2 protein-coding genes are annotated in these 658 nt (G+C 59.1%); both read right to left on the bottom strand.

The window, feature by feature from the left end; all coding sequences use genetic code 11:
- Positions 1 to 248 (bottom strand): WXG100 family type VII secretion target (locus ABD893_RS17060; RefSeq protein ID WP_345083231.1); only part of this gene is annotated, 248 nt, incomplete at its 3' end.
- A 68-nt stretch (positions 249 to 316) separates the two neighbouring features.
- Positions 317 to 658, bottom strand: a 342-nt coding sequence (locus tag ABD893_RS17055) for a hypothetical protein (RefSeq protein WP_345083229.1), incomplete at its 5' end; no start/stop codon positions are given.

Genomic DNA, 658 nt, shown 5'->3' with positions numbered 1-658 from the left:
TCCTGCTGCTCAGCATGCGTGTTGAGCTGCGAACCCTTATCCACCAGACCATTGACCAGGTCACCCACCGGCCCACTCACGAAGCTGTTCCACTCCTCGAGATACGTGTCGTAGTCCGGACCGACCCACTCCACCGAGTTCACCAGGTTGGTGGCACCGTTGATCAGCTCAAGAATCTGCTGACCCGCCTCACTCACGCCCTGCGCAACCTCGCGACCCTCTTCCGGATTCATACCCTTGAAAGCCATGACCTACCCCTTTCGCCCCATCCCGGAGCGTCAAAACATACGAAGAAAAGAAACTGAAGATCCGAAGATCAGGCAGAAGCCTCGCGCTGCGCCGCAGCGTTCTGCGTCCCACGCTCAGAGAACTCGCCACACTGCTGAGTCACCTGCTGCGCAAGCGCACCGAGAGTATCGGTGAACTCGGACACGAAACGATCCCGGTCCTCACCGGTCCAATCAAACTCCGACACTCGCGAAGCAATCTGCTGGAACGCCTGCTGAACATCCTCGCCGGCCTGCTGAATCTGCTGCGCCATCTGCTCCACAGACTCCGGGGTCATGCCCTTCTTCATGGTGTCCTCCATGTCGTAGAAAAAAACTCGGTCCCACCCACCGGAGAAGACCTCCACGGCCACTGACCGCTTCCTCGACCC

Source organism: Brachybacterium paraconglomeratum (genome assembly GCF_039541415.1).
Lineage (GTDB): Bacteria > Actinomycetota > Actinomycetes > Actinomycetales > Dermabacteraceae > Brachybacterium > Brachybacterium paraconglomeratum_A.
This window is presented reverse-complemented; position numbering and strand designations above follow the sequence as displayed.